The sequence below is a fragment of the Dysgonomonas sp. UBA7630 genome (genome assembly GCF_002483985.1).
Lineage (GTDB): Bacteria > Bacteroidota > Bacteroidia > Bacteroidales > Dysgonomonadaceae > Dysgonomonas.
On sequence record NZ_DLIY01000037.1, the window covers coordinates 100,061 to 125,149 of the forward strand.

Consider the following 25,089-nt stretch of genomic DNA (forward strand, 5'->3'; position numbering starts at 1 on the left):
TTCGTTAAGCGTTAAATATATTCCTTATTTTTTCCTTATTCGTAACCACCGCATTAAACAAAGCTTCAATATTTAATGTACTTTCTTCATTGTACTTGTTCTCCAAGACCGAAGTGTATCCCAACATAGTTTGCTCTGTGAACAAGGCGTCTTCGGGTCTTGTAGTAGAATAAGTAAACAGTAGTTTGTTAGATATCTCCTCAACCGTATTATTAAGTAACACCTGATTGCGATCAAGAATAATGATAGGATCTATCAGACTTTCCAAATCACGAACTTGATGAGTGGAGATTAGACTACATTTGTTTTCGTCAAATGCCGAAGCTATTACTTTTCTAAATTGAGATTTAGAAGGGATATCCAGCCCATTAGTAGGCTCATCCAACAAGGTAACCGGTGTATTAAGAGATATAGCAAAAGCGATAAGAACTTTCTTCTTCTGTCCAAAAGACAATTCTTTCATCCGAGAATCAATATCCAAATGAAAATCATCTAAATATGAATTAAACTGTTCATTGCTAAAGTTGGGATAAAATACTGAATTCAACTTTACAAAGCTTTTAACTGTCTGCGATGACACAATGAACTCTTCAGGCAGATAATACAATTGCTTCAACATATCGGGATTTCTAAGTGCCGTTTCAGTACCTAATACTTGACAACTTCCTTTTTTAGGAAAACACAACCCACTAATAATGCGCAACAATGTGGTCTTTCCAACACCATTTTCTCCGAGCAAACCATAAATACCATTTTTCATTTCAAATGAAACATTCTCAAAAATAGGCTTACGCTCTCTGTAATAAAAAGTAAGATTATTTATTTCTACCATAACAGTGCACTAGTTTATTAATACACTGCAAATATATTATATATTTTGATTACACCAAAACATTTGAATATATTTTTGCTGATTAAAAAAAAACTTAAAAGCGATGCATAATTACAATAATTGTAAAAACAGGGAAAATATTTTTAAATCAACAAAATTTGTCTCACAAATTACCCCTTTTTCACAAAAAGATAAAAGACAGCTTAACTCTATTGAATATTACAATAAGCCATGATAAAAAAACTAAATAAAGACAAAAAAGTAATTATGAAGAAAGGAAATAGATTTTCTCTTTTACAATAGAGAGAAGCCTTATGCACAAACAAGCATTATCAGTAAATATATTTAGGAAGTAGTGTTTTTTTATATACTTTTGCTGCCAAATAACATAAACGACATGGAGATCTGAAACCATACAAAAAAACGAGGCGGAACCGAAAAGCCAAAAGAGTAGGATAATTTTTTACAAAACTAATATTATAATGGAGTGGTTTTTAAAAGTAGTGAAAGAACATTACGCAGACTTTAACGGAAGAGCTAGACGAAAAGAATTTTGGATGTACAATCTTTTTGTGATGATAGGATACTTTGCCCTATACATAGTAGGTATTATCCTTGCATTTGTTTCCACAACTATTGGATCAATCGTTTTGGGATTATTAGGATTAGCGTATTTGGCAATCCTCATCCCTTCAATCGCTGTTTATGTAAGAAGAATGCACGATGTTGGTAAAAGCGGATGGTTTATATTAATTCCTATCTACAATCTCATTTTGGCTATTACAGAAGGAAATAAAGGGGACAACCAATATGGCCCCGATCCTAAAGTCTAATAACCTCAGGATCTATCATATAGTTTGCACTATAAGAAAGAAGGGCATAGATAATATTATTTATGCTCTTTCTGTTTATAAACTATTGATATTTATAAATTTATCTTATCAGGATTTTAATAACAATTATTTATTTAACTGCCCCTGTTATTATTATTTTTTATTATATTTGTGAAGTTGGTAAAAAGCGTATTCAACACTTATAGTTTTAAAGCCAGAAACACATTATTCTTCGATATACGGAAAGAATAAACAACAATAATAGAGTATACATCATAATATCCGGTATGGAGTTATTATACAAACAGGAGCATCTCACTTGCTACAATTATGAAAAAGGTAACCGGCCAACAATTGAGAAAATATCTTTATTAGATGGACAATCTTGGAATATATTTTCAGTTGAAAACAAAGTTATATTTATCATAGAAGGGTCTTTATCTTTTTCTTTGGATGAGCTAAACAATCAGACCATCTCTGAAAAAAAAATGGTAATGATACCGGCAGGATGTCATCTCAATAGCAAAGCAGATAGAGATACCACATTAATTATCATAAGGTTGCATAACACTAAAATGTTATGCGATTGCTTCTCTTTAGATTTATTACTAAAAGAAAAAAATGAAGAATTTGAACCCGGGTTACACTATCTGACTATAAATGAAAGAGTAGACTCATATCTCACATTCTTAAACACGTGCATGTCAGAAGGCTTAAAGTGTACATATTATTTTGCACTGAAAGCAAAAGAATTTTACTTTTTACTAAGAGCATATTATACAAAAAAAGATTTACTGGCATTCTTTTTCCCTCTCATTAGCCACGATCTTTCTTTCTCCGAGTTTGTCCTTAAAAACCATCACAAGGCAAAAACAGTACAAGAGTTAGCCGACATGATGCACTATAGTCTTTCAGGATTTCAAAAACGTTTCAAAAAAGTATTTGGAGTGCCTGCTTATCACTGGATGAAAGAAGAGCGATCAAAATCAATTTTTTATCAAATAAACAGTACTGATAAGTCCTTTAAGGAAATAAGTGACGAGTACGGATTCTCGTCCCCCTCACATTTTAATGACTTCTGCAAAACCAATTTCGGCAATACTCCGGGCAAAATTCGCCAACAAAAAGCGACTATGAACCCTAGTCATTAAGAAAAGGCACGAATTCTGAAAAAGCAGGCAGATATCTGTAATAAACAACCCTTCCAATCTTCATATCTTCGTAGCGTAAATATATGAGGAGTATATTTATAATTCTAAACCTGACTAGATTTAGAATTTAACTCTATTATTGTGTAGTTTTGTAAAGTTTGTGTTAAGGTTGGAAAGTCTGCGAAGTGAATTTGCGGGCTTTTTGCATTTTATAAAAGATCTCAATGTAGTTAGAATGCAAGAAGGCTCTTCCCAAAAATTTTCGATAAGAACCTTTTTATATAATAAAATTTATGCTTATTTCAGAAATAAAGGACGATAGGGTCAAAACCCACTTCGTTGCTCTGCCAAATCAATCCTTTTGCGCTCTTTCATCACAGTATACATTTGAAGTAATACGGAAAGAATGATTAACAGCAAACCTGTATAAAATGAAAAGTTTAACTCTTTAGCCTCTCCAAAAATAATCATAGCCAATACAATACTATATATAGGCTCTAAGTTATAGCTGAGATTAAGAGTAAAAGCAGATATGCTCTTCAATGCTTGTATTTGCAACATATACAGACCGATTGTACAAACCATTGAGAATATTAATAAATAGATTAAATCTGTATTACTCGGAAAAAAAGACATGACAGGAAATAATTGCAAATAAAAAGGAAGTATAATACTTAAACTAAGGAAACCTCCAATCATTTCATAAAACAAAGTAACATCCCATGAATAATTAGTATTTGTTGCAACTCTTTTATTGGCAATCACAAAACTTGCTGCCAAAGCGGACGAAATAGCCCCACAGATTATACCTGTTCTGTAACGAGTATCGAAATGAAAAATCAGCGCAATCCCCAAGAGAGCAATAATGCTAAAAGACAATTCTCTGAGAGAGATTCGCCGACGGCTCACTGCAGGTTCTAAAACAGCCGTAAAAAAGCCTGTCATCGAGAAACAGACTACACCGATAGAAACATTCGAATATTTAATACTCGCATAGAAAAACAGCCAATGCAGTGTTAATAATAGCCCGACAAAACCAATCTTATAGACATCTTTCATCGGCAATCGGACAAACCTTTTTGTCACCGATAGCATTATTAATAGTAACACTGAGGTAATCAATAAGCGGTACCAAACGAGCATACCTTCGTTCAGGGTTATAAGCTTGCCGAATATACCCGTAAATCCGGCAATTAGAATAGATAAGTGCAACTTAACAAATGCTTGTTTCATCGTTGAGAAATATTCTGCAAAGATACCCTTTTAATCAAAAAAAGCCCCAAAGATCCATTCTCTTTGGGGCATATATTATTAATTAAGCCGTTTAGTTTTGACCTCCAGCACTACCTCCACTTTGTTCTCCTTGTCCTCCAGACATAACATCATCATTCTTGATCCCACGTTTTGCTTTTTGTATTTGAGATTTCATCTCTCCAAAACGGAAAGATACAGAGATTCCAAAATTTTGAATTTTATTAGACATGATTGTTTCTGAATAAAACGCTTGATTATTCATTGTACTTCTGAAATCATGAATGCGTTTAAATGGATTCTGAGCATAAGCAGATATATTCAATTTGTCATTATTAAAGCCTTTGCTTACATTAAATCGGTGAAAGAAAAACGAAGAGTTTTCACTTTGTAAATTTATATATGGAGAGAAATAGCCTACATTAACAAAAGCTTTCCACGATTTAGGAAGTGAATATTGCGCACCTCCAAAGACATTCGCGGATACTCCATCTTTCTTTAATCCTGAGCCATTATTTGCTTTTATATCCACATACCGTGCCCCCATATTAGAAAATATACTCAGTTGTTCCAGCCATTTATATTTATCTCCACCCATTTTAGGAGTCCATCGCAGGTTTAAAGATAAACCAATATCTTTTCTTTTTCCTATATTTTCGTAGGTAGAGGTCACTACTTTATTTTGCTCTGTCGTAATTTGTTCTATTCCATTATTCTCGAAGCTATAAGCCAAATTCACATTCAAAGTCAGATTACGGTTGAAAAGCCCATAGTTGGTACTTATCGTATGATTTTTCACAGCATCTAATGCCGGATTCCCCTTTTGTATATTATTCGGGTCGGAAGTATTCTCATAAGGATTTAATTGCCAGATACCCGGACGTGATATACGCATATTGTACCCAAAACGCAAGTTTTGCATTGGATTTATCTGATATGTAACGGTTGCAGAGGGTACTATGTTAGAATAGTCGACTTTAAAATCTTGAGCTCTATCCTTTGGGAATTCAGCATTCAACCATGTTGCTTCATAACGCAATCCGGCTTTGAAACCCCAAACATTCCTGAACTTGGCATTGTAACCGCCATACGCAGCCAATATATCTTGTGTATGCCTAAATCTATCAGTCGAACGTTCTATGGCGACCCAATTACCTGTAGTATTCAGACTATCTAAACCACTATTGCTATTATTTATACGGATAATATACTTTACTCCTGTTTCGACACTATGAGATAGGATATCAGACTTATTCAAAGGAGTTACAAAATCTACCTGAAAGGTATGTTCTTTCATATCTGCATCAGAATACTGCTTGTTAGTATAAATATGCTTAGGCAACTCTCCAAATAGTTCAGTAATATCCGAATTTGATTCCGAATCGTTAGGGTTCATACTGAATTTATAAGAAGCTGTCAGCAATTGTTCTTTTTTATGGAAAGTGCGCTGATAATCTACATTCAGATCTGTACCGCCATACGTTTGTTTCATATAGCCTCTTTGATCATATCTATATTGGCTATCCTCATTTATTCCGAGCCCCTCATTTAAGATATTACTTCTGGATTTATAATTACCTTCGAACCTATTGAATCCGATATTAATAAGATTTAAGGTATCTATTTCATAACTTAACTCTCCTGAACCAAACTGTCCGAGTCCGTTATTCTTTGAAGGGCCTACTCCTGTAAGATATTTCGGATTATTGCTTAAGTTATATTCTCTAAAAGAAGAAGAGGTTCCTTCCGGACGTTTCCATTCGTAATAGTTATAATTCCCGGTGAAGCCAACTTTGCCATATTTCATGGTCCAATAAGCACCTAAACCATATCCACCTTGCGAGTCTACCCTGCCATTCAATGTGGCAGTATATCCACCCATAGAAGTATTGGTTATAATGTTGATAATACCTGCTACACCCTCAGCATCATATTTTGCTCCGGGATCGGTAATCACCTGTATATCTTTCACCGTATTGGCAGGCATGCTGCGAAGAACTTCCTTCGGATTGTTAGAAATCATGTTAGAAGGTTTTCCGTTCAGATATATTTTAAAATTAGTAGATCCTTTCAGCTGTACATTATCTTCGCCATCAACGGTTACCATCGGAACTTTCTTCAACATTTCCAATAGGTTATTCGTCGTTGATTCAGGATCACTCTCCATACTATATACAATTTTATCGAGATCAACTTTTACCAGTGGCTTCTGTGCCGAAACAACAACCTCCGACAAGGCATTTTCATTGTCACTCATATATATTGTACCTAGGTCTACTATCTTTGCGTCACCTACAACAACAGGCTTAACAAGGGTCTTTTTACCGATATATTCTACCGTGAGCAGATACTCTCCCTTTTTATTCATCGAAAACTGAAAGTTTCCATTATCATCGGCTGCTACAGCCTTTAACGGGCTTCTCGGATTTGCCTTACCTAACAATTTAACTGTCGCGTAGGGAACTGTTTCATTTGTTAATGAGTCTGTTACTACACCTTTAATCTGGACATTTATTAGTGGGCTGGATTGAGAGAATGCTAATGATGAAATTAGCAATGATAGAAAAGTTAATAAAATGCGGACATTCATAAGTTTAGTATAATTATAAATATATTTCGTTTTTTTAGTTGTTTTTCAGCTGACTAAGATATACATAGATTTAATCCGTTTGACTGAGATATGCTTACTAGTCGCCATAATTATACATTTATCACTAAAGCAATAAATATTTTATCATTTTTAACAGAAAGACACTTTTTTCACAAAAAAAAGACACCAGGCTCTGCTTACCTGATGTCTTTTACCAACTCATCTACAGATAAATTTTATTTACTAAATGGAATATCCTTTATCGACATCACCTTACCATAGATTTCTACATAGCGAACATTTACTGTATCTAAATACATCTCTATCCTATTGTTCTGCCTATTTCTTTTTAATTTCAGGTCTACGTGTAGAATATCATCGTCATGACGAGAAGCACTCCAGCCCGAAACCGTATAGATTGGATTTTTAGAGTTAAAGTACAAGGTATCTCCTGTTACATTTCGGCATATATTAATATCATTTGCCGAGCTACGAACAAACCACCCTTGATTACGCCCAATGAGCCAACCGCCTATAACTACGGCCACAATAATTAGAGTAAACAGAATTGAATGTAATTCTTTGTTCATATACGAAACCAATTATTCGACCTCTTTGTCCTGTTCTTTCTTAGAATCTTTCCTCTCTATAAAGTAAGCAATAACAAGCCCTATACCACCAAATATGGCAGCGCATGCCGGATATAAAATAGATATAGTATTGCGAAACTCATAGAAAGCTCTTTCGTCCGCACTTGGAGGAGCCACAGCCAACAAGTCTATAACAGCGACGATAGCAACCCCTAACCCAACACCTACTAATAAGAGCCCAACACGAATAGCCCATGAAGTTACATAGTTGTTTACATTGCTTTTATTCGGAGACATATCCAATTGCCCTTTTAGTAAATTCGGGTCTATCCCTTCTGAAATTTTTTCGATAAAAGCTAAGCGCTCCCTACGACGAGCAAACAACTCAAACAAGCGGTAGATTGCATATGCTATTGTAGCCACAATAACCATTGCCATAATTTGATCCATAATTTTCTATTTTTATTAATTAAACATTTTTGTTTCATCCGTTTGCTCATTTTGACGCAAGCATTTTTAAAAGGTTACAACAAAATAAAAAATATTTTTTTGAAAAGATTTTACATTACATTTGTAACCTATCAAATATTCTTGCGTCATACGGGTATGGCTGAATTTGATGATATCTATTTTATACGCCGAATAAAGGACGGACATACCGATGCTTTTGTACACATTGTACGTCGATATGAGAGAATGGTATTTACCATTGTCAATAAAATAGTTTCTCGTCGGGTAGAAGCCGAAGATATTGTTCAGGAGATATTTATAAAGGTATTTCAGTCATTAAAACAGTTTCGTGAAGAATCGAACTTTGCAACATGGTTGTACAGAATCGCATACAACACAACTATATCAGAATTACGAAAGCGTAAACATGAATTTACGGCTATTGACGATAATTTCTCAAATATCCCTGATGACGAAATATCAGAAACACTGGATGAGATTACAACTGAGGATAAGTTACAGCTTTTGGATACAGTACTAAAAAAATTGCCCCCGGACGATGCTTTACTGATCAGTATGTTCTATATAAACGACCAAAGCGTAAAAAATATAAGCATCATCACAGGAAATAGTGAAGCAAATGTAAAAGTAAAGTTGTACAGAATCAGAAAAATTATAAACTTTGAAATAAATAAGCTCATACAATCATGAATACAGAAAATGCAGATAGGCTAAAGAGTTTATTTCAGGAAATAAAACTAGACGAACCATCGACAGACTTCGAAAGTCGGTTGATGCAACGAGTACATATTGTTGCGGCAAAACAAAATCGGAAGAGAAGCATTATTTCAATTCTTTCTATTACGTTCGGCATTATAGGAATGCTTGGAATACCGGCACTCATCTTTTGGCTTTTGGGATTACCTCTCAAGGAAGACATTCAGAGTATGGGGTCAAATATCACATTCAATGTCCCATCAGTAGGATTTAATCCTTTCGTGGTATCTGTAGCTTGTGTCGGAGTACTACTCCTTATAAGTGACTCGGTGATCCGCAGACGAATCAAAGAGAAGAAGCACAAAGATTAACAGAAGCTTACGGTAGAATTTAAATATAAGCAAACTATCAAATATCTAACTTCCCTACTTTATACTCCTTATATTTAAGAGAGAGCAACCTCAAGAATGAGCTTATCTGAGATAACGCAGATTGAGTTTCTCCTGAAATATCTTTCTTTTGCAAGCGCATTAACAAAAAACCATATAGAGCAGCAAGGCAGGTTTCGAGTTCGGGAGTATTTTTATCTTGCGTCTTGGAACGTAATTCAACAATAAAAGGCAAGGTTTTATAATAGGCTTCAGTATATTCAGTTTCTTGCGGCAACTTCAGCAGTCTGTTGTGTAGTTCGGTCAATTCCGATATTACATTCTTATTTATAATCAGATGCCCTTTTTCCACCACGTCTTCTCTCCTCATCATGTCAATAAGGTTTTCGTACCATTCCCTTATTTCATTTTTCACATTTTGAGGCTGTTCGAACCCTGATATTATTTGCTTATCAATTATATCTATGTTTAATTTGTTGGCTCTTATAATATCCTCTATCTGCCACATATACAAGAGATATTCGGCGATATTTTCTTCTTTTAGTTTTTTAGCTATCAGCATAGTATATTTTAAGAATAAATGATAAACAATAATCGATTATGCTTTGTTTATATACAAAACAGAGTACAAAAGTAGTATTTTTTTATATATAAAGTTTAAGATGGATTTATACGCTATTATATAAACTTAATCTATCTCCACATAAATAAAACAAATACAAAGTATTCTGAACAAACATGTTGTCTTTGATGTTCTAATGTAAAACAGGTATGATTTACTTTTTTCATAGTGTGTTAGATAGATTGTTTAGTTGATTTTTTACCTGTTTTATCATAGTATATGTTAGTTTTATATTAGTGTTAAGAGGGGAAGGGATGATTGTGATAATCATCTCTTCTTTTTTGTATATTAGCTGAATATTTAGAAAAAATGGTTGACATAAAAATAATAGAAAGCGGCTATATCCTGGCAGATGGAGGCGCCATGTTTGGAGCTATACCGAAGCGTGCCTGGCAAAGGAAATACACAAGCAATGCCGACAACTTGTGTACATTAGCTATGCGATGTGCACTCGTCATATCCGAAGACAGGGTCATATTAATAGATACGGGTATGGGAGATAAGCATACCGAGAGAATGTCTTACTACCAACCACACTCTCTGATTAACATTGAAGAAGAAATAAAGAAATATGGCTTCTCGAGTGAAGATGTCACCGATGTGATATTGACCCACTTGCATTTCGACCATTGCGGATATGCAACTAAAAGGGATAAAAACGACAAAATAATCCCTTCTTTCGCTAAAGCTACTTATTGGTTAAGCCGCAAACAATGGGACAATTATTTAACCCCCAACATACTGGAAACAGATTCCATCTTAGCTGAGAATATACAGCCGATACACGATGCCGCGCTCTTACGCTTTGTTGACCAAGGCATGCAGATATCTAAAGAGGTAAGTGTGAGATTGTTTGACGGACATAGTATAGGGCAGTTAGTTGTATATATCAAGACAGATACGGGTATATATACATTCCCCGGGGATCTGATACCGACAAGTGCTCATGTCCCGTTAGAATGGATTTCAGCTTACGACATTAATGCATTAAAATCGGCCGAAGAGAAACAGCGATTTCTCGTTGAAGCAGAAAAAGAAAACTATACCCTTATTTATTGCCACGATGTAAAGGTAAAGACAAGTAAAGTAAAACGTCTGAATGATAATTATAAAGCCTACTGACTTTTATTATAAAAAAAGGATCTCAAAGCTCGACTTTGAGATCCTTTTACTAATGTATATAATTCAACCTCTTCTATTAAAATACCATCGGCACATCTATCAGCAGTATGCGTGCATTGTCAGATTCTGCAGTGATATTTATACCATCTGTATCCCATACTCCAAGTGCATCTCTGTGATATAGTTTTTGCCCTTCGACAGAAAACTCTCCTTCAACAACCATAGCAAATACGCCGTTCCCTTTTTTCTTCACCTGATAGTTTGTATTGACACCTTTATCGAAAGTACCCATATTAAACCAAGCATCCTGATGTATCCAAAGTGCCGTATTTGAAGGATCACTCTTCGGTCCAACAATTTGGATGAATTGATTTTTATTATCTATAAAATCAAATTCACGTTGGTCGTAACGAGGTTCTACATTCTTTTGAGATGGAAAAACCCATATTTGGAAAAGACTTACCGGTTTGTACTCATTAGCATTGTATTCACTATGTGTTATACCCGATCCGGCACTCATTACCTGCACTTCTCCGGCCTTTATCACTTCTGTATGTCCCATGCTATCCTTGTGTTCCAAATCACCATACAAGGGAATAGTAATTATTTCCATATTGTCGTGAGGATGAGTCCCAAAGCCTTCTCCTCCGGCAATTATATCGTCGTTTATAACCCTTAATGCGCCAAAATGTATACGGTTGGGATCATAGTAGTTTGCAAAACTGAATGTATGGTGTGTGTTCAACCATCCATGGTTTGCTGATCCTCTTGAAGATGCTCTAATTAATGTTGTTTTCATAAAACTACCCTTTCTGTTATATCTGATGAGTAACTATTTATAATATAAAGTATATCATAGCAATACACCTTATTTTTATATTACAAAGATAAGCACTATCCATCTATTATCAAAATAAGATAAATCATACATATATATAAATATATTTATACAACATTGCAATACATAGACCAGAAAGGCAATGCAATAGAACAAGGATTTATATAAATTTATTTATGCTAATTTTATCTTATTATATAAATAACAAAAAAGAGTATGGGTAAATAAAAATGAGTAAAAGTGACAGCACAAAAACAGATAAAAACTGTTACTTTTACATACGCTTCACTCCTGTGACCGTTGGTTGTCACCTTTTTGCAGGGAAACATTTACTAGATGAGCTATAAAGCATAAATCTATCAGCTATTTACAACTTCTTTTTACAAAAAAGATATGTTTCTTTCACAATTATTTATTAACTTTACTGTTGTAGTAATTAAAAACAAGAAATCATGAAAAATCTAGTCTTTATACTACTTTTACTCGTCTCAGTTACCTCTTATTCCCAAACTGAGATTCCTAAAGATAGCTTTCCTCCTCTAAAAAAAGGATCTTTCAAGTTTGATGAAAGGTTAGAGAATTACTTGAACTTGGATGTATCGGGCAACAATAAATCATCTGTAACCAAATATGATTTGTATAAACCTTTAGAAAAAGGATATGATGCAACTATAGACTTAGTACTTCCTCCGCTTGATGTATATCTCGGACCTCCTGTAGAAAGCAATACGATTACACGGTATCCTTTTGCCAATGATTATAGCTATTATTCCGGAATGAATCTGAATGACGAAGCTTGGCTCAATTCATCTTCTATACAGAATACATATCCATCCATAGGCGCAATAAGGTCTGTAAGTATGTACTTTAACTATCAACCAACAGATTGGCTGGTAATTTCGGCTGGTCCTTACGCCTCAAAATATGCACTATATGGAGGAAACTACAACGATGTGGGTGCAGGAGGAAATATGAAATTCATCTTAAGCGACAGAATAAGAATAAATGCCCGCGGACAATATTCCGTGAGAGGAAAACATAACGGAGTAGAAGGACCGATGATGGGTATGTATCCTCAAACATATTACGGAGGCACGCTAGAGGTCAAAATCACTGAAAAATTTGGAATCGAAGGCGGTGTAATCCGTGAGCTTAATCCATTCAACGGAAAATGGGTGAACAGGCCATACTTTGCGCCGGTATTCTACAAGAAATAAACTCTCTGGATGTATATAGTCAGTAATGAAAATACATTTATCTTATTTGTATATTTTAGTATCTTTATCACAAATCCCGAAATAAAGAATGAGACTTAGCCTAACAATACTCTTTACATTCATTATATCCGTCTTTATTTCTGCTCAGGAAAGCGATTTCTATAAAAGGTTATCAAATGCAGCTATAGAGCTGACTAAGGATAAAGTTGTTTATGATCCCCGCTATTACACAATCCCTTATCCGAATGGAGATGTGCCGGCAAACAAAGGTGTCTGTACTGATGTGATAATAAGAGCATATCGCAAACTAGGTATAGACTTGCAGAAAAAGATACATGAAGATATGAAAGCCAACTTTAGCAAGTACCCTAAGAAGTGGGGTATGAAATCAACGGATAATAATATCGATCATCGAAGAGTACCTAATCAAGCCACTTTTTTTAGTAGGTTTGGCTCTGTAAAGAAAATTTCAGATAAAGCAGAGGACTATATTGTCGGAGATATTGTTACATGGGATCTAGGCGGAGGAATTACACATATAGGCATAGTCACAGACCGCATGTCTGCGGATAAGAAACGGCCGCTAATAGTGCATAATATAGGACAAGGACAAGTCTTACAAGATTGCTTATTCAGCTATAAAGTGACAGGACATTATACATACAGAAGCAAATAAATATAATATTCGCCTTCGCAAAAAACTCAGTGCACTTAAATATAACATAACTAGATATTGAGAATTATCTTATTATATTTAAAAAATCAGTCGATAAATATATCACGTAGAATCTTTCTCTGATTATTAAAAAATTCTGTTCTGTATAAATCTCCACTTTTAGAGATCAATGTAGAATAGCGTTTCAAAGATTCAATCCATTTCTTGTTAGCTTGACATATTTCAGGAGTAAACGATCTCACTACGTTAATAGAAAATACACGTATCGTAGACAATTCGAATTCAGGACACTGCATATAACTATAAGTGGTATCAAAATCGATATTGGATATATAAAAGTTAAATTCAAAGTCATCCATCCAAACTCCTGATATAGACATCGACTCCAATCTCTCCAACATACACAACAACTCGTTCTTAATCTCTTCTATATCCTCATTGTTCAACAAATTAAGTTTATAAAAGTATTTTACTGTATTCAGAAATGAAGACAAAACATTTTGAGATAGGATAGACGTTGTATGACAAGAAGAGTTAGATTCTGAAATATACTTTTTATTCAGGTCGATAACTCTCTGAGGCAAGTAGAACTCAGAAAACGGAACAGTAGGCTTGGAAGTCTGAAGCTGATATACCCATTTGTATAAATAGAACTTAGCTATTTTTTCATGAGAAAGGTAAAATGAAAAAGGCAACTCATTATTAGCTCCTTGTACCTGAGAACTAGGGTACACTTTCATTCTACTAAAAATATCTGTATAAAAAATCAAGGAATTACAATATTGCTCAAAAAACGATTCTTCTTGAATCATATCTATACTAAACAATGCTGTAGCATCGTTCTTTCCCAAAACATCATCTATTGAGATATTTAACGCTTTAGATATTACAGAAAGCTCCTCTAAGTCAAAAGACACATCCCCTCTTATCCTACGATAAACAGCTTCACGCCCGATAGAAAGCAAATCCATTAAGTAGGTTGCAACCTTTATCTGAGGAGGAAGGGCTTCTTTGATAGATATAATTAACTTACTGTTTAATTCGTTTTTCATGATATTTATGTTGTAGAGAGAAAAGGTTAGAAATTAATCTTGATTATTAATAATATTAAAGCCTTAATTATATTGAATATTCATCATATAAAAACAAGAGAATAATATGTTTAGTTTTACAAAACTACATAAATATGTAAAAGTAGATCTAGAAACAATTACAAGGAATCCTAATTGTATTTTTATCACATTTTCCAGAGCACAAAAACACGGTAGAAAAGTATAACTTCTTGCCTCACTCATAGGGTTACAAAAAGAGGAACATACATCAAAAACATATTGAAATATGCATATCATAATGCAAAACTCTACAACAAATCCGCATAAAAAAGAGCAACAAATAGATTTTCCCTATTTGTTGCTATACGTTTTATATATTATTTAAAGAGATTAGTTATTATTACCCCCCCTTCTGAAAAGAAGACTATATCAAATAGTCATATCATCTTTTTCGAGCCAATGTTTTTAATTTCCTTATAGACTCCTTGGTCTTAATTCGTGCTTTATACAAATCATGCCTATCCAAATCCAGAACTTTTTCATAATCAGCGATAGCTTCATCATATTCATTTTTTCGCTCATAAATTGCAGCTCGCTTATAATACAGGCGTATATTCTCAGGATCGAGAATAAGTCCTTTATTACAATCGTCTAAAGCTTTATCAAATTCCTGACGGAGTATATATATTTCGGCTCGATTGGTATATGCATTTATATTTGCAGTGTCTATTTCCAATACTCTCGAATAGTCGCTTAATGCTTTGCTGGTATCTTTCATAGACAAATATATATTTCCTCTATTATTATAGATATCTGCAACATTTTTTGGTTCTTCTTTTATCGCCCGATTGTAGTCTTCAAGTGCTTTTTCACATTCTCCACCTACTTCATAGATTATACCTCTATTGTAATATGCATCGGCATAATTATTATTTAGTCTGATAGCCTGCGTATAATCCCTCATGGCAAGGCTATCATCTCCTATAGATTGGTAAATACTTCCTCGATTATAATACCCGGTAGCATCAGTAGTATCAAGCCCTATGGCGATATCGGTACATTCTATTGCCTTTTTATAATTCTTGATATTAAAATATTCATTGCTCAGATAAAAATTTGCTTCTATCAGCAACTTATTTTTTTTTCGAGGAGTTATCAAATCCTCATCGGCTTCTATATTCTCTAGTATTGTCTTCAATGCATTAATTCTTTCGGCCGGTGTATCTAAGCTATCTGCAACCCGTCCCATCTGATGCTTAAAAGAGACAATATGTTTATCTTGCCTGATATCTTTATCAAACAATCTACACGAGCCAAAAACCAAAGGGAATACAATAAGAATCAGAAAGTATAACTTACTGTGTGTTTGTGAAATTTTCTTTGTCTTGCGCATAAATTGTATTGATATATATGTTGGCAAAGGTATAAAAAAAACGGATACTTAAACTCAATTGATTTATATAAAAAAGAAGCACTTATCTGTCTCAGTTAAGTGCTTCATGGTAGTGTTTAAATAAAAAAGTGATATTATAATTATTTCTAGAAATAATAATGTTATACTTCTTATTATTAATAACGCATAAAGGATAAAGAAGTTACTCTTTTAACATAAAATATGATATTATTCTCCTTTATAACCTGTATAAAAAACAAAAAAAGATTAAAAGCGATCCACTCTTAGTCTTTTTAGAAGATGAAATTATTAAAATATTCTACAAAGGAACACTCAAACAGTCTTCACCCCTCTAACAACTCTTTATATAAATCACCTAGCCTCTCTCGCAAATGAAGTACGGCATAACGTTTGCGAGAAATTAGTGTATTTACACTTACTCCAGTAGCTTCTGATATTTCCTTAAAGGAAAAGCCATCAAGCTCAGTCAACTCAAATGCCTCCCGTTGTTCAATCGGAAGTTCGGACAAAGCAGCGTCTAATTCTTCCCAAACCAAAGCCCGCAAATATGTAGTCTCGGGAGATGCATCTTTATCAAACATAAGGCTAGAGACCTCCGCCAAGAATGTATCTTCATCATCTTTAGCTGTCACATAAGGCATATCCACCTCCTTATGCTTGCGGCTACGGTCTATGATCTGATTATTGGCCACAGAATACAACCACGCAGACATTTGCTCAATTGGTCTTTCTATCATATCTATTTTTGATAATTGATAAAAAACATTCTGCAAAATATCTTCCCTATCCTCCTTCGAAAAGACTCGTTTAGCTATATAATTTTTCAGCTGCACGCGATACTTATAGAAAATATCGGTAACATTCTGTTGTCCTTTAGCTAAATCGTTCGTCATTCTTTATTGTCGTTGGCCATATCTGATTCAAAACCTCTTCTTTCACATCTTTCTCTCATGTGCTTCCGAATATATTCGCGTCGCTCACTAAGAGGCATATCTTTCATTTTTGCTCTTAATGCATGCCAATAGTAGAAATCTTCATTCCGCTTATCATGGCGAGGATGTCTTCCTAATTTACCAAAACGTCCAAATCCGCCCAACAGTAACCTCGACAGTATCATAAGCCCGGCCGCCTGCCAATAATTGATACCCGTCCACCCTATTATTGAAGGTATCAGAGCATTCCACAGAAGCATTACAACAGCTATGGATACCGCAAAAACAGCAATAAATATAAAAAAGTACGCGATCTTTTTTCTTTTAAAATTTTTCATATTGTTTATCCTTTTATTTCTCAAACTCTTACTTTATCACACTTAAATACAAATGAAGTATACTAATCGTTGCCATCAGTAACGAAGCAACTATAATTGCTATAGGGACAGCCGTTTTACTTATATCTTTCTTTTCCATTATTTATTCTATCTCAAAAATATCTCTATTATTTATGACGAATGAGGCAATAAAATATTTTAGAAAGATTTTTATTAAATACAAAAAAAACTAAATCTAATTCACTTACAACAAACATCAAGCCGAATATTCTATCGAATATATTTACTTTTATGCTCTTTAAATCATAAAGAATGAGAAAAACATTACTGATAGCCGTCTTGGCTTTACTGAGTTACTCAATATTTGCACAAAAGAATAAAAAGCAAGAAATAGATATTCTCCCATACGACAGCACTAGAAACTTTCTTGGAAAAGATGTTCTACAGTACACAGGACAAGAATTATTTCTTAAAGGCCTTGATAAATCTTCACAAAAATATGGGTACAGTGAATTTATCCTCAAGTATAAAAAGGATGACGACATACTAAACGACGAAAAGAACATCTATAAGCCGAATGATAATTACAATTCTCGCTATGAAGATCTGGCAGGAAAATATTTCCTGATTTTAGAAGTTTTGAATCACCCGAAAGCAAAATCAAACAGACAGGATTATGCAGATGATTATTATCTGAAACTTCAGGAAAAATCGAGTAGAGACGTATTGCTTTATAAATACAATGTCGATTCCGAATATACATTTCCATTTATCGTTACAGGATTTTTCCTAAAACAGAAAGCAATACAAACGGGAAAAGAATATGTTCTATCCGACGACATCCTGAAAATGTCACGTAATCTTTCTACCGGAAAAGCGCTATCGTTTACAACCGGTCAAACATGGAAATGTACCGACCTGACAATAGATAACACAAACAATGAATTATCTCTGATATTAGAAAGCAAAGGTGGAGTAAAAACCGCAATCCCCTACTCTCTTTTGAATAACAACGAAGGTATAAAAAAAGTATACACTGCTACTGAAGCTAGCGAGTTGACAAAGAAATATAATGTAAACAATTTCCGCCGTATATTGCAAAACAAAATCAGGGTTGGTATGACCAAAGATATGACTCGCCTGGCATGGGGTGAACCTACAGAAGTCATAAAAAATGGCAATGTAGAACAATGGCTTTATCCGGCAGGACTATTAAACTTCAGAGGCGATAAAATAGTAAGTATAAAATAGTGGATTTTCTTCTACCTTAAGATATAATCAAAGACGTCATACTCAAAGATCCGGCTATAACCTTATCATTAAAAAATCGGACTTCCTCTCCTTTCTGTTGCAAGGCTAAGATATAGAGTAGCGGAATATAATGCTCCGGGGTAGGAATAGCTAGTCGTGCAGAATCGTGCAGATGACTAAAGTCAATCAAAGCATTGTGATTCTCTTCTTGGATTTTATTTTTGAAAATATTATTCAGTTCAAACGCCCAATCATAACCATATTCCGTATTGAAGTCTCCATTTTCTACTTTCACCATCCTGAGATTATGGATCATATTGCCACTACCGATTACCAAAACACCTTTAGAACGCAGAAAAAACAGTTCCCGAGCCAGTTCATAGTGATACTCTGGTCCTTTAAAGTGGTCTATACTAAGTTGTACAACAGGTATATCAGCCAAAGGATAGATATGCTTCAACACACTCCAGCTACCATGATCTAAGCCCCATTCGTAATCAAGTTCTACTGCTTTTACATGATCTTTCACGATAGCTGACAAGTCTTCTGAACCGGGCGCAGCATAGCGCTGATTATATAATTCTCTTGGAAAACCGTAGAAATCATGAATTGTTTTAGGCATATCCATTGCTGTCACAAATGTCCCCCTTGTTTCCCAGTGCGCTGAGATACAAAGAATAGCACGAGGCTTTGGCAGTTCACTTCCCAGCCGATTCCACTCATTCACAAACTCATTATCTTCTATTGCATTCATTGGGGTTCCATGTCCCACAAAAACAACAGGCATCAAAGGAGTATCATCAAAAGACATAACCTTTTTATGTAATTCTTTCAGAGTCATAATTCTAATCTTATATACAAAAACAGCCCTGACCTACGATCAGAGCTGAATCTCATCTACCTATTTATAAATATATTTATTGTTGCTGAGCTGCCTTTGCTACTATAGTTATCTGTAGTTCAATATTATCGTTTACGATATTCTCTTTCAAGTCTGCAAAAAGAGTTTTAGAACCATATTTTACATTCCATTGCGTACGATCTATAGAGAATGGAACTGTAACAGCTTTATATACATCTCCTTCTTTTGTTATCTTAGCTCCAAATGTAATATTTTTCTCTACATCTTTCAATTTCAGGTTACCGCTCACTTCATAGTTTACACTATCAGTGGGATGAGCAGCCTTCGCTACTTTAGTAATAGTAAATGTACTTTCGGGATAAGCAGCGACATCAAAAAAATCTCCACTTTTAAGGTGACCTGTGAGTTTATCTTTTAATATCTGAGTAGGAAGGTCTTCATCTACAATATTATTCATATCAATCACAAAACTACCTGAAGCTACCTCTTCTCCATTTACAGCTAACTGTCCACTCTTCAATGCGATTGTTCCTACATGGTCTCCTCCAACCTTAGACCCTTTCCATTTAATGATAGACGCTGTTGTATCTACTACCAATTGTTCACCTGTTCCTGTTGCTGCCGACTGGGCATCTGTTCCTTCTACCTTGTTCTTCGTTGTTGTATTGCAAGACACGGCAAACAATACTACCGCAATAGCTAATAAATATGTTTTCATATTATTTATAATTTTTAAATACTAATCGATTTGTTCTATTAAATATGATGCAAAGTTAAATTATCATTTTCTATTTACAAAATAGCAATATTTATACATTATCATAAAAAAATTTATAGATTTGTATTTCTTTAGTCTTTGGTTGCTAATAGTTTCTAATAAATATAGAACTCTGTAACCCTGAAGATTGTTCAATTTCAATTCATGAATTTATAATTTGCAATCAAATAGTAATGGTAAACTTAGAATGGTACAGGACATTTAAAGCCATTTATCAATATGGTACGCTCACAAAGGCTTCACAGGAACTTATGGTATCTCAACCCAATGTCAGTATTCAATTGGCATCCCTAGAAAGCTATATCGGTCAGCCTCTATTTATACGAATGCCTCGCAAAATGGTTCCAACGGAGTATGGAAAACAGCTTTACACGCAGATAGTAGAATCAATAGACAACCTCGAACGAGTTGAAACCGAATTTAAAAGGACTGTACTCAACAAAGCTCCAAGCATACGCTTTGGCACTCCGGCAGAACTCTTTTCGGATTATCTGGCCGAACATATAGGTAGTCAAGATGATCTGCACCTAACCGTTGAATACGGACTGGCGGACGAACTCACAGGCAAGCTTATCAACAATGATCTGGATATTGCAATCATCACCAGGCAGAGCAAATCAGATGATACGCTCACCTATGAGCCTCTATTCACCGAGTCATTTATGATTGTATGCAATTCGAATATGGACACAACTGTATTTGATGACCTAATAGCAAAAAACAATTTGAGCGAAGCTGAGAAATGGCTTAAAACCCAAAAGTGGTATGCCTACGATAATAACCTACCTCTTATCAGGCGCTTCTGGCGCGAGAGCTTCAAGAAACGCCCTATACTGAAATTACATGCTGTAATTCCGGATAACGTATCTATTCTAAAAGCCATAAAAAACAATAGTGGTCTTGCTGTATCATCTGACATAATAGCAGGAAAGGCTTTAGAAAACAAATGGGTAAAGACATTATGGAAAGGAACAATAACGGCAACGAATACACTCTATTTGGCTTACAATAAGAATAAGATACAGCCACAGTATGTAGAAAAAATCAAATCTTTCATATTAAAACATGTTGATACGAATATGGAAGATTTAACAACTGTATAATACCCGAAAAAACAAAATTAAGTTATGATTCTACCTAATTCACAAAAAAGTTAGTTTTTTGTGTATATTTGTATACATTACCTAGTACAATTTAAAATATGGAAAGCGGAAAATTTCTAACCCTCATAAAAGACGGAATATGTAACAACTGGGAGCGACCGGCTCTCACAGATTATAATGGTGAAACATACTTATATAAGGACTTCGCCACAAAGATGGCTCAATTGCATATTCTATTCGAAGATATGGATGTCCAAAAAGGTGATAAAATAGCTATTTGCGGACGTAATTCAGCAAACTGGGCAGTTGCCTTTTTTGCATCCCTCACCTATGGTGCTGTGATAACANNGGAGAAAGTATACATTCGCTAGTAAATCACTCGGAATCAAAAGTATTCTTTGCAGATGAGTTTGTATGGTCGAAGATAGACCCGATACAAATCCCAACTGTGGAAACCATTCTTTTGATAGATGACTTCTCTGTACAGAAATCACGGTCAGCCAAATTGTTGGCATCGTGTGCCAATTTAGATCAGGCTTTACTGAAAAAATATCCCAATGGCTTTACGAAAGAAGATGTAGTTGTACACGACGAGTCGCCCGACGAATTAGCCGTACTAAATTATACATCAGGTACAACAAGCAACCCGAAAGGCGTTATGGTTCCTTATCGCAGCCTATGGTCTAATACACGGTTCGCTATAGATAATATCGAATTCGTAAAAGCCGGTGACGGTATTGTATGCATGCTACCGATGGCCCACATGTACGGATTAGCCTTTGAAGTTTTATTATCCATCGCCAAAGGCTGTCATATTCATTATCTGACACGTGTTCCTTCTCCTCAAATTATAATGGATGCCTTTGCGAAGGTAAATCCGACTTTGGTACTGGCTGTGCCGCTGATTATTGAGAAAATCATACAGATGCGTGTGTTTCCTGAGTTAAAGAAGCAGCCGGTGAAAACGCTGATAAAAATTCCTTTCTTCAGAAAAAAAGTATATCAAAAAATAGCAGACAAGCTAATACCGATGTTTGGAAGCAAGCTGGTAGAAGTTGTGATTGGCGGTGCTGCACTCAACAAAGAAGTAGGACAGTTCCTTACAGACATAAAATTTCCATACACCGTTGGATATGGAATGACAGAATGTGGGCCGCTGATTTCTTACGAGTATTGGGAAACGTACAAACCCGGATCTTGCGGACGTCCTGTAGACAGAATGAGTGTACGTATCGAATCGTCGAATATGGAAACCGAGACAGGCGAAATCATGGTAAAAGGGCAGAATGTAATGCTTGGCTACTACAAGAATGAAGAAGCGACAAAGCATGTCATAGACGAAGCCGGATGGTTACGTACAGGCGATTTAGGCGTGATGGACAGGGATGGTTTTATATTTATCAAAGGCCGGAGCAAGACTATGATACTAGGAGCGTCGGGACAAAACATATATCCGGAAGAAATAGAAGGCTTTTATAACAATTCTCCATACGTTGCCGAATCGCTCATCATAGAAGAAAATGGAAAACTAATCGCTCTCATATACCCCGATAAAGACTATATGAAGAAGCATGATATAAAAGAAAGTGAATTTTCCGAGATCTTCCTTACTGAACGGAAATCTATTAACAAGCGACTGCCAAGCTATAGTCAAGTTGCAAACTTCAGAATACAGGAGCAAGAATTCGAAAAAACGCCAAAACGGAGTATAAAACGATTCTTGTATCAACGATAAATAATATTCCAAGGTGGTATATATTGCGTTCCTCAAGGGAATTAATGTTGGAGGGAAAAATGTCATAAAGATGTCCGACCTGAAACTCATGTTTGCCAACATGGGAATATCGGATGCTATAACATATATCCAAAGCGGCAATATTCTTTTCACATCAGATGATACAGAGGAAGCATTAGTAAAGAAAATAGAAGCTTCTATTTTTAAAACATTCGGACTAAATATTGCGGTTATATTAAGAACTCTAACTGAATTAAAGCAACTGTTGAATTGTATCCCTTTTTCGGAGAATAATATTCGATATATAGAGCAAAATGCAGAAGGTGAAGTGTTCTATTTGTTTCTGTATAAAGAAGCTTTATCTCACGCTAGCAGAGAACGTATATCAGCACGAAAACAAGAAAATGATAGGCTAGAGATAATCAATCGGGATGTATATGTTTTATTTGATAAAACGATCAGAAATTCGAAACTAGCCAATGCTTTGCAGAAAGCAGATGAATATTGCACTTCTCGAAATATAAAAACAATAAATAAATTAGTAGAATTAGGTACAAATAATTTTATATAACAGACATGTCAGTAGACGATAAAAAAATCATCTTTTCAATGATTGGCGTAGGTAAAACGTACCCGCCACAAAAACAAGTATTAAAGAATATCTACCTCTCTTTTTTCTATGGTGCTAAAATTGGCATCATCGGGCTCAACGGTTCGGGTAAGTCAACATTACTAAAGATCATAGCCGGTATAGACAAAGAGTATCAGGGAGAAATTGTATCAGATAAAGGATACTCGGTTGGGTACTTGGAACAAGATCCAAAACTTGACCCCGCAAAAACCGTTAAAGAACTTGTGCAAGAAGGTGTACAACCGATAATGGATGTACTAAAGGAATATGAAGGCATAAACGAGAAATTCGGTCTGCCTGAATATTATGAAGACCCGGACAAAATGGATGCCCTCTTTGCACGTCAGGCAGAATTGCAAGACAAGATAGATGCAAGTGACGCTTGGAATATAGATAACAAACTAGAGCGTGCGATGGATGCTCTTCGTTGTCCGCCCGAAGACCAATTGGCAGCCAACCTGTCGGGAGGAGAAGCCCGCCGTGTAGCTCTGTGTCGTTTGCTATTACAAGAACCTGACGTATTATTGCTGGATGAGCCAACCAACCACCTTGATGCAGAATCAATTGACTGGCTGGAGCAACATCTCCAACAATACAAAGGTACTGTAATTTGTATTACCCACGACCGCTACTTCCTAGACCATGTAGCCGGATGGATTCTTGAGCTCGACCGCGGTGAAGGTATTCCTTGGAAAGGAAACTACACCTCATGGCTCGAACAAAAGACCAAACGTATGGAACAAGAGGAAAAACAAGCAAGCAAACGCCGCAAGACCCTCGAACGTGAGTTAGAATGGGTAAGAATGGCCCCTAAAGCACGTCAGGCAAAAGGGAAAGCCCGCTTGAACGATTACGAAAAACTCTTGAACGCCGACCAAAAAGAACGTGAAGAAAAACTGGAAATATTTATTCCGAATGGGCCTCGTTTAGGAAACAAAGTGATTGAAGCACACGGTGTAGGCAAAGCATTTGGAGATAAACTATTGTTCGACAATCTCGAGTTTATGCTTCCACCATCAGGTATTGTGGGTATTATAGGACCGAATGGTGCAGGAAAAACCACGCTCTTCAGACTGATACAAGGACTCGAGCAAGCGGATAAAGGCACATTCGAAGTGGGCGAAACCGTAAAAATAGGATATGTAGATCAATCACATGCTGATATAGATCCTAACAAAACGGTATATCAGGTAATATCCGGAGGGAGTGAATTTGTTCGTGTAGGAGGCAAAGAAATCAATGCACGTGCTTATCTTTCTCGTTTCAATTTTTCGGGAGGCGATCAGGAAAAGTTGACAGGTGTATTGTCGGGTGGTGAGCGTAACCGCTTGCATTTAGCACTTACACTGAAATCGGAAGCGAATGTATTGTTACTGGATGAGCCGACCAACGATATTGACGTAAACACCTTACGTGCTCTTGAAGAGGGGCTCGAAAACTTTGCAGGCTGTGCAGTGGTTATTTCCCACGACCGTTGGTTCCTCGACCGTATTTGTACTCATATACTGGCATTTGAAGGAAACTCGGAAGTTTTCTTCTTCGAAGGTAGCTATAGCGAATACGAAGAAAATAAAAAAATACGATTGGGTAATGTTGAACCAAGACGTATCCGCTATCGTAAGCTTATGAATTAAAAAAAGTAACGTTTTATGCAACGTTACAGAAATTACATAGTCTAATTAGTATTGATAATCAAGAGTAAATATCGATATTTA

At 35.4% G+C, this 25,089-nt stretch carries 24 protein-coding genes and 1 pseudogene; 12 read left to right on the forward strand and 13 right to left on the reverse strand.

The window, feature by feature from the left end; genetic code table 11:
* Nucleotides 1–4: 4 nt before the first annotated feature.
* On the reverse strand, nt 5–832 hold the full coding sequence (locus tag B3P17_RS15205; protein ID WP_291106168.1) for an ABC transporter ATP-binding protein: 828 nt from the start codon (nt 830–832) through the stop codon (nt 5–7).
* Between the two features lie 482 nt (nt 833–1,314).
* Here B3P17_RS15205 and B3P17_RS15210 point away from each other — a divergent pair, with 482 nt between their 5' ends.
* Nucleotides 1,315–1,665: a DUF805 domain-containing protein gene (locus B3P17_RS15210; RefSeq protein ID WP_252636560.1), complete on the forward strand. Its 351-nt coding sequence runs from the start codon at nt 1,315–1,317 to the stop codon at nt 1,663–1,665.
* A gap of 287 nt (nt 1,666–1,952) precedes the next feature.
* Entirely contained in the window at nt 1,953–2,816 is an 864-nt protein-coding gene (locus B3P17_RS15215; protein WP_252636561.1) for a helix-turn-helix domain-containing protein, read from the forward strand.
* Nucleotides 2,817–3,140: 324 nt separating this feature from the next.
* On the opposite strand, the gene B3P17_RS15220 is transcribed toward B3P17_RS15215, so the two are convergent.
* From B3P17_RS15220 to B3P17_RS15235, 4 genes are all read right to left on the reverse strand, one after another.
* Nucleotides 3,141–4,049 carry a DMT family transporter gene (locus tag B3P17_RS15220; protein WP_252636562.1) on the reverse strand — a complete coding sequence of 303 codons (909 nt, stop codon included), beginning with the start codon at nt 4,047–4,049 and terminating at the stop codon, nt 3,141–3,143.
* Between the two features lie 91 nt (nt 4,050–4,140).
* Entirely contained in the window at nt 4,141–6,657 is a 2,517-nt protein-coding gene (locus tag B3P17_RS15225) for an outer membrane beta-barrel family protein (RefSeq protein ID WP_252636563.1), read from the reverse strand.
* A gap of 236 nt (nt 6,658–6,893) precedes the next feature.
* Nucleotides 6,894–7,247 carry a hypothetical protein gene (locus B3P17_RS15230; RefSeq protein WP_252636564.1) on the reverse strand — a complete coding sequence of 118 codons (354 nt, stop codon included), beginning with the start codon at nt 7,245–7,247 and terminating at the stop codon, nt 6,894–6,896.
* A gap of 12 nt (nt 7,248–7,259) precedes the next feature.
* Complete coding sequence (locus tag B3P17_RS15235) at nt 7,260–7,697, reverse strand: DUF6249 domain-containing protein (RefSeq protein ID WP_135103953.1); 438 nt, start codon at nt 7,695–7,697, stop codon at nt 7,260–7,262.
* 99 nt (nt 7,698–7,796) lie between these two features.
* On the opposite strand from B3P17_RS15235, the gene B3P17_RS15240 reads away from it, so the two are divergent.
* The gene (locus B3P17_RS15240; protein ID WP_006842585.1) at nt 7,797–8,408 is read left to right on the forward strand and encodes an RNA polymerase sigma factor; all 612 of its coding nucleotides are present in this window, start codon (nt 7,797–7,799) and stop codon (nt 8,406–8,408) included.
* Complete coding sequence (locus B3P17_RS15245; RefSeq protein ID WP_252636565.1) at nt 8,405–8,785, forward strand: hypothetical protein; 381 nt, start codon at nt 8,405–8,407, stop codon at nt 8,783–8,785. The genes B3P17_RS15240 and B3P17_RS15245 overlap by 4 nt, the downstream gene beginning before the upstream one ends.
* Nucleotides 8,786–8,822: 37 nt before the next feature.
* Here B3P17_RS15245 and B3P17_RS15250 read toward each other — a convergent pair whose 3' ends face one another.
* The gene (locus tag B3P17_RS15250; RefSeq protein WP_252636566.1) at nt 8,823–9,365 is read right to left on the reverse strand and encodes a DUF4924 family protein; all 543 of its coding nucleotides are present in this window, start codon (nt 9,363–9,365) and stop codon (nt 8,823–8,825) included.
* Nucleotides 9,366–9,734: 369 nt separating this feature from the next.
* Here B3P17_RS15250 and B3P17_RS15255 point away from each other — a divergent pair, with 369 nt between their 5' ends.
* Nucleotides 9,735–10,547, forward strand: coding sequence for an MBL fold metallo-hydrolase (locus B3P17_RS15255; RefSeq protein WP_252636567.1), 813 nt, complete (start codon nt 9,735–9,737; stop codon nt 10,545–10,547).
* 76 nt (nt 10,548–10,623) lie between these two features.
* Here B3P17_RS15255 and B3P17_RS15260 read toward each other — a convergent pair whose 3' ends face one another.
* Complete coding sequence (locus B3P17_RS15260; protein WP_252636568.1) at nt 10,624–11,346, reverse strand: pirin family protein; 723 nt, start codon at nt 11,344–11,346, stop codon at nt 10,624–10,626.
* Between the two features lie 491 nt (nt 11,347–11,837).
* On the opposite strand from B3P17_RS15260, the gene B3P17_RS15265 reads away from it, so the two are divergent.
* Together B3P17_RS15265 and B3P17_RS15270 are read left to right on the forward strand one after the other, a co-directional pair.
* Complete coding sequence (locus B3P17_RS15265; RefSeq protein ID WP_252636569.1) at nt 11,838–12,602, forward strand: hypothetical protein; 765 nt, start codon at nt 11,838–11,840, stop codon at nt 12,600–12,602.
* Nucleotides 12,603–12,690: 88 nt separating this feature from the next.
* Entirely contained in the window at nt 12,691–13,278 is a 588-nt protein-coding gene (locus tag B3P17_RS15270) for a DUF1287 domain-containing protein (protein WP_252636570.1), read from the forward strand.
* A gap of 86 nt (nt 13,279–13,364) precedes the next feature.
* Here B3P17_RS15270 and B3P17_RS15275 read toward each other — a convergent pair whose 3' ends face one another.
* From B3P17_RS15275 to B3P17_RS15290, 4 genes are all read right to left on the reverse strand, one after another.
* Nucleotides 13,365–14,330 carry a helix-turn-helix domain-containing protein gene (locus tag B3P17_RS15275; RefSeq protein ID WP_252636571.1) on the reverse strand — a complete coding sequence of 322 codons (966 nt, stop codon included), beginning with the start codon at nt 14,328–14,330 and terminating at the stop codon, nt 13,365–13,367.
* A gap of 442 nt (nt 14,331–14,772) precedes the next feature.
* Nucleotides 14,773–15,723 (reverse strand): tetratricopeptide repeat protein, encoded by a 951-nt coding sequence (locus B3P17_RS15280; protein ID WP_252636572.1) that lies wholly within the window; start codon nt 15,721–15,723, stop codon nt 14,773–14,775.
* A 344-nt stretch (nt 15,724–16,067) separates the two neighbouring features.
* Nucleotides 16,068–16,637 (reverse strand): RNA polymerase sigma factor, encoded by a 570-nt coding sequence (locus B3P17_RS15285; protein WP_252636573.1) that lies wholly within the window; start codon nt 16,635–16,637, stop codon nt 16,068–16,070.
* The gene (locus B3P17_RS15290; RefSeq protein WP_252636574.1) at nt 16,634–17,014 is read right to left on the reverse strand and encodes a hypothetical protein; all 381 of its coding nucleotides are present in this window, start codon (nt 17,012–17,014) and stop codon (nt 16,634–16,636) included. The genes B3P17_RS15285 and B3P17_RS15290 overlap by 4 nt, the downstream gene beginning before the upstream one ends.
* Nucleotides 17,015–17,326: 312 nt before the next feature.
* On the opposite strand from B3P17_RS15290, the gene B3P17_RS15295 reads away from it, so the two are divergent.
* Nucleotides 17,327–18,265 (forward strand): hypothetical protein, encoded by a 939-nt coding sequence (locus B3P17_RS15295; RefSeq protein WP_252636575.1) that lies wholly within the window; start codon nt 17,327–17,329, stop codon nt 18,263–18,265.
* A gap of 16 nt (nt 18,266–18,281) precedes the next feature.
* Here the strand turns inward: B3P17_RS15295 and ygiD are convergent, their stop codons facing one another.
* A complete protein-coding gene (gene ygiD / locus B3P17_RS15300; protein WP_252636576.1) occupies nt 18,282–19,106 on the reverse strand; it encodes a 4,5-DOPA dioxygenase extradiol in 825 nt (274 codons plus the stop codon).
* 76 nt (nt 19,107–19,182) lie between these two features.
* On the reverse strand, nt 19,183–19,845 hold the full coding sequence (locus tag B3P17_RS15305; RefSeq protein WP_252636577.1) for a YceI family protein: 663 nt from the start codon (nt 19,843–19,845) through the stop codon (nt 19,183–19,185).
* A gap of 233 nt (nt 19,846–20,078) precedes the next feature.
* Here B3P17_RS15305 and B3P17_RS15310 point away from each other — a divergent pair, with 233 nt between their 5' ends.
* The 4 genes and pseudogenes from B3P17_RS15310 to ettA all read left to right on the forward strand — a co-directional run bounded on the left by B3P17_RS15310 (nt 20,079) and on the right by ettA (nt 25,008).
* On the forward strand, nt 20,079–21,008 hold the full coding sequence (locus B3P17_RS15310; RefSeq protein WP_252636578.1) for a LysR family transcriptional regulator: 930 nt from the start codon (nt 20,079–20,081) through the stop codon (nt 21,006–21,008).
* 98 nt (nt 21,009–21,106) lie between these two features.
* Nucleotides 21,107–22,743: pseudogene (locus B3P17_RS15315) on the forward strand (AMP-binding protein).
* A 13-nt stretch (nt 22,744–22,756) separates the two neighbouring features.
* Nucleotides 22,757–23,314 carry a DUF1697 domain-containing protein gene (locus B3P17_RS15320; protein ID WP_252636580.1) on the forward strand — a complete coding sequence of 186 codons (558 nt, stop codon included), beginning with the start codon at nt 22,757–22,759 and terminating at the stop codon, nt 23,312–23,314.
* Between the two features lie 5 nt (nt 23,315–23,319).
* Nucleotides 23,320–25,008 carry an energy-dependent translational throttle protein EttA gene (gene ettA / locus B3P17_RS15325; RefSeq protein WP_252636581.1) on the forward strand — a complete coding sequence of 563 codons (1,689 nt, stop codon included), beginning with the start codon at nt 23,320–23,322 and terminating at the stop codon, nt 25,006–25,008.
* Nucleotides 25,009–25,089 lie beyond the last annotated feature (81 nt).